We start from the raw sequence: 5,215 nt of genomic DNA on the forward strand, positions 1-5,215 counted from the left end.
TCGTCCTTGATCTCCGCGACGTCCTTCTCGGCCTGCTCACGCTGGGCGCTCGCCTCGCGACGGGCGAGGAGGACGAGGATGAGGGCGACGAGGCACGCGCCGAGCAGCCCCACGACAGTGGCGATCCCGCCCTCTCCCACGCGCACCTCCCGCTCGTCCGGCCGCTGCTGCGGCATCGGGCGGCTCGTCGAACGGGCCGCACCCGCCGTCTCACCGTGCCGGGGCACGCCGCGGCTGGAACATTCTCGCGCACGCGCCGCCCCGTGTGGCTCGCGACACCCTGCACGGCCGGCCGAACCCGACACCCGATCGGGAGCAGAGTGGGTCACGCGCAGCGGGCTGGCCGAGCCCAGGGTCCTCGTCAGGGCACGACGCGCTGGGCCTTGGCGCGCCCGCCGGCGGTCAGTCGGCGGTCACTCCGCGGCGGGCCACGGGTCGTCGTCCGGCGCGGGGTCGGCGCCCTCCGCCGCGAGCTCCTCGCGCGCGAGGCGCAGGACCAGCGAGGGCGCGTAGCCCTTGCGTCCGAGCGTGCCCACCACGCGGCGCAGCCGCGTCTCGGTGTCCAGGCTCGCGGTCGCCCTCAGCTTGCGCCGGACCAGCGCCCGGGCGGCCTGCGTCTCGTCGTCGGCGTCCACCTGCTCGAGCGCGGCCGTCGCCGTCTCCTCGTCGATCCCCCGACGCCGCAGCTCGACGGCGATCGCGCGCCGCGAGAGCCCGCGTTCGGCGTGGCGGGTCCGCACGAGCATGCGCGCGTACTCGGCGTCGTCGACGAGACCGACCTCGGTGAACCGGTCGAGCACACGCGCCGCGACGTCCTCGGGAACGTCGCGGCGCGCCATCGCCTCCTCGAGCTGGGAGCGGCTGCGGGGGGCGCTCGTCAGCTGGCGCAAGGCGATGGCACGCGCGACGGACTCGGGGTCCGGCTCCGCGTCCATGGCCGCGGCGCCCGTCGACGGCGGCTCCTGGGAGCGCCGCCGACGGGGTGCCGTGTCACGTCGTGCCATGTCAGCCCGTCACCACGTCGTCGACCGAGTCACCGGTCATGCGGTCAGAAGTCGACCGCGGCCGCGGGATCGGCCGGCGCGTCGACCCGGGCGCCGATGCCGAGCTTCTCCTTGATCTTCTTGTCGAGCTCGTCGGCCAGGTCGGGGTTGTCGCGCAGGAACTTGCGCGCGTTCTCCTTGCCCTGCCCGAGCTGGTCACCTTCGTAGGTGAACCACGCGCCGGACTTGCGGACGAAGCCGTGCTCGACGCCGAGGTCGATGAGCGAGCCCTCACGCGAGATCCCGACGCCGTACAGGATGTCGAACTCCGCCTGCTTGAACGGGGGCGACATCTTGTTCTTCACGACCTTGACGCGCGTGCGGTTGCCGACGGCCTCGGTGCCCTCCTTGAGGGTCTCGATGCGCCGGATGTCCATGCGCACGGACGCGTAGAACTTCAGCGCCTTGCCACCGGTCGTCGTCTCAGGCGATCCGAAGAACACGCCGATCTTCTCGCGGAGCTGGTTGATGAAGATCGCGGTCGTGCCCGACTGGTTGAGGGCACCCGTGATCTTGCGCAGCGCCTGCGACATGAGGCGCGCCTGGAGCCCGACGTGGCTGTCACCCATCTCGCCCTCGATCTCGGCCTTGGGCACGAGAGCCGCGACCGAGTCGATGACGACGATGTCGATCGCGCCCGAGCGGATCAGCATGTCCATGATCTCGAGCGCCTGCTCACCGGTGTCCGGCTGGGACACGAGGAGCGCGTCGGTGTCGACGCCGAGCTTCTTGGCGTACTCCGGGTCGAGCGCGTGCTCGGCGTCGATGAACGCCGCGATGCCGCCCGCCTTCTGGGCGTTGGCCACGGCGTGGAGCGCGACGGTCGTCTTCCCGGAGGACTCCGGGCCGTAGATCTCCACGACGCGACCGCGCGGCAGACCGCCGATGCCGAGCGCGACGTCGAGCGCGATCGAGCCGGTCGGGATCACCTCGACGGGGGCGCGGCCCTCGTCGCCGAGGCGCATGATCGAGCCCTTGCCGAACTGACGGTCGATCTGGGACAGGGCGGCCTCAAGGGCCTTCTCGCGGTCCTGGGGTGCAGGAGGCATGGTGCTCACCTTCGTCTCGGCAGCGCGTCACGCTGCGCCTTGCGGGGGCTGGTCTCTTCGTCGCGGTGACGCTATGCCCGACCACCGACACACCGTCCGCGCCGCCCGCCGACCCTGGGGACGGACCCTGTGCGGGCCCGGCCTGGGGACGGGTGGACGACACGGTCGTCGTCACCGCGGCCCACACTACCGAACAGACGTTCGATCGCGCGCGACACGCCGCACGCGTGTCGCGCGGCTCGTCGTGGCGTCACGCGACGGGCAGCCGGACCTGCTCGCCGGGCGCGAGGACGTGCACCGCGCACCGCCCCGAGCCCCGCGCGACCGCCGCCGCGAAGGCCGGGCCCGCGGCGTCCATCCACCCGGGGGGCAGGTGCCGGGACACGGGGGCGTGCAGCGTGCCCCAGTGCACCGGGACGGCCGTCGACGCCCCGACCACCTCGACCGCGTGCGCCGCCTGGACGGGGTCCATGTGCCCGCCGGACAGCCGCGGCCCCCAGCCACCCACCGGCACCAGCGCGAGGTCGATCGGGCCGCCGGCCAGCTCGGTGAGCTCGGCCATCTGCGCGAACGGCGCCGTGTCCCCCGCGAACCACACCCGCGCGCTGGGCGCGACCACGAGGAACCCCACGGCCGCATTGGGTCGGTGCGGCATCGGTCGATGACCGTGCACCGCGGTGACCGGACGCACCCACACCGGGGCGCCGGGCACCTGCCACCACGCGCCCTCCGCGACCCCGACCGCCCGCACGCCGTGATGACGCAGCCAGTGCGCGTTGCTCGGCGCGGTGACCACGGGCACGTCGGGGACGAGCTCGAGCGAGCCGAGCTCGGCGTGGTCGTGGTGCAGGTGCGAGACCAGCACGGCGTCCGCGTCGCCCCAGTCCTCGCTCCGCGGCGCTCCCCCGCGCCGGCGCAGCAGACCGGCGTGCCGCCGCAGCAAGGGGTCCGTGAGCACCCGCACCCGCCGCGTGCCCGAGGTGCGCTCGTCGGGCACCGGCAGGTCGAGCACGACGCTCGCGTGCCCCAGCCACCGCACGGTGACCTCCCGCGCCGCGCCCGGGGCGGGTCCCGCCGCGACGGGGTCGATGCCGACCGCGACGTCCGGGTCGACGCCGGTCGCGCCCGAGGCACCGGCCGCCACGCTCACGTGCCGGGATCCGTCCACGTCACACCTCCCGCACCCCGTGCCGCTGCGCCCACCGCACGAGCTGTGCGTGCACCGCCTCGGCGCCGACGAGCAGCTCGTCGTCCCCGACCCGTTCGCGCAGGTCGTCGTCCACGGGCCAGTCGGTCGGGTGCAGGAGCATCGCGCTGTTCTGGTGCCCGCCGATCCCGCCGTGCGACCCGACCTGCCCCTCGAACGCGTGCACGTGACCGCGTGCGGTGACCGTCGAGACCAGGAGCAGGTCGCCGGTGTGCGGCAGCCGCGCGGCGCGCGCCAGGTCCGCGCGAGCGCGGGGCCCGTAGGGCGCGAGCGGGTCCTCGCCCTCGACGTCCTGGTCGCCCTCGCGCGGTTCGAGCAGCGCGAGCCCGCGAGCGCCGAACGCGACGAGCCCCCGCTCACGCGTGTCGACCACGACCACGCCGACCCCCGGTCGCGCCGCGAGCCCGGCGACGAGCGCGGGCCAGCGGTCCTGCAGCTCTTCGAGCACGAGCCGGTGGTCCACGCGCGGGAACCACACGAGCCCCAGGTTCCCGGACCCGACGACGACCAGCTCGGGGGGCTCGGGCGTCCCCTCGCCCGGCGGGCGACGCGACGCACGCCCGGCGTCGGGTCCCATCGCCCGGCTCCCGCCCGAGCCCACCACGCTCGTCACGAGCGCGTTCAGCGGCCCCCAGTCCTCACCCGTCCCGCTCTCCAGCCCGCTCGCGTCGGGCCGGGCCATGAGCTCGCGCACGACATCGATCAGGCTGCGGCCCTCGAGCTGCTCGAAGGTCTCGCCGAGCGCCTGCCCGTGGTCGGACAGCACGACGACGCGGTAGTCACGGGGCGCGACCAGGACTGCCTGCTCGAGCGTGCGCAGCACGCGGTCGAGCCCCTCGAGCGCACGCAGCGACTCCGGCCGCGTCGGACCCGCGTGGTGGGCGATCTCGTCGTAGTCGACGAGGTCGACGAACACGGTCGGGTCGCCGCGCACGAGCGCCTCGGCGACGAGCGAGGTCGACAGGTCCCGCATGAGCACGTTGGTCACGCCCCGCAGGAGCACGTACCAGCCGCCGCGCGAGATCCGCGGCCGCACGTCGCGCACGTGCTGGCGCCGCGCCTGGTACAGCTCCTTGACGACCTCGCCGAACGTGAGCGAGACCGCGCGGGCGAGCACGAACGGGCTCGCGAAGAACCGCACGAACTCCGCACCCGGCCCCAGCCCGCCCGAGCCGTCCGGCCCGCGGTTGCGCGTGCGGCTCATGACGACGTAGGCGCGCTCGGCGTCGCCCGTGAACATCGCCGAGACCGCCGTGCCACCGCCCGCGAGGAGGCCGTGCCCGTTCGTCAGGCGCTGCTCGACGAGCGCCGCGTCGGCCGGGTGGTTCGTCACGACGAGGCGTCGCAGGTCCCGGTCCCACCAGCGGAACGCGGGGATCTCGCTCGAGTCGCCGTGCAGCAGGCCCGCCTGGCTCGCGGGTGTGGTCGACGGCACCCGTGCCCACCAGGTCTCGAGCTGGTGGGAGCCCTCCTCGAGCCAGCGCGCCATCGTGGGCGCGAGACCGGCCTCGATCGCCTCGCGCAGCACCGGGTGGGCCACGCCGTCGAGCTGCACGACGAGCAGGCCCGCGGGCCGTCCGTCGACCGCACGCGCGGGCGTGCGCCGGGCCTTGCGGCGCGCGCGGCGCAGGACGTCCGAGATCACGTAGTCCGAGTCGTTGGCCCCGATCAGCCACCGCCCCGCGGCCATGACCACCGCGGCGATCGTCAGCACCCCGATCACGGCCCAGCCCGACGTCACACGGATCCCGGGGACGAGCTGCAGGGCGGCCCACGCGAGCGCGACCTGCGCGACGAGCCCCAGCGCGAGGGCACCCATCGCCCCCAGGACGCGCGCGAGGCCCCGCAGCGGCGCGCGCAGGACGAGGTCGCCGACGAACACCAGCAGCGCGACGACCAGCACGGCCGACGCACGG

The 5,215-nt window shown here is 74.7% G+C and carries 4 protein-coding genes; all 4 read right to left on the reverse strand.

Annotated features, from left to right (window positions below):
- Nucleotides 1-413 precede the first annotated feature (413 nt).
- Nucleotides 414-1,004 carry a regulatory protein RecX gene (locus CWIS_RS08960; RefSeq protein WP_048342925.1) on the reverse strand — a complete coding sequence of 197 codons (591 nt, stop codon included), beginning with the start codon at nt 1,002-1,004 and terminating at the stop codon, nt 414-416.
- A gap of 44 nt (nt 1,005-1,048) precedes the next feature.
- The gene (recA, locus tag CWIS_RS08965; RefSeq protein ID WP_048342926.1) at nt 1,049-2,092 is read right to left on the reverse strand and encodes a recombinase RecA; all 1,044 of its coding nucleotides are present in this window, start codon (nt 2,090-2,092) and stop codon (nt 1,049-1,051) included.
- A 250-nt stretch (nt 2,093-2,342) separates the two neighbouring features.
- Nucleotides 2,343-3,260 carry an MBL fold metallo-hydrolase gene (locus CWIS_RS08970; protein ID WP_369796542.1) on the reverse strand — a complete coding sequence of 306 codons (918 nt, stop codon included), beginning with the start codon at nt 3,258-3,260 and terminating at the stop codon, nt 2,343-2,345.
- A 1-nt stretch (nt 3,261) separates the two neighbouring features.
- A partial coding sequence (locus CWIS_RS08975; RefSeq protein ID WP_231583743.1) for an alkaline phosphatase family protein occupies nt 3,262-5,215 on the reverse strand: 1,954 nt, incomplete at its 5' end.

Source organism: Cellulomonas sp. A375-1, from assembly GCF_001040865.1.
GTDB lineage: Bacteria > Actinomycetota > Actinomycetes > Actinomycetales > Cellulomonadaceae > Cellulomonas > Cellulomonas gelida.

Coding starts and splice junctions, on each gene's coding strand:
- recA (WP_048342926.1), bottom strand. CDS start 2,092: ATGCCTCCTGCACCCCAGGACCGCGAGAAGGCCCTTGAGGCCGCCCTG.
- CWIS_RS08960 (WP_048342925.1), bottom strand. CDS start 1,004: ATGGCACGACGTGACACGGCACCCCGTCGGCGGCGCTCCCAGGAGCCG.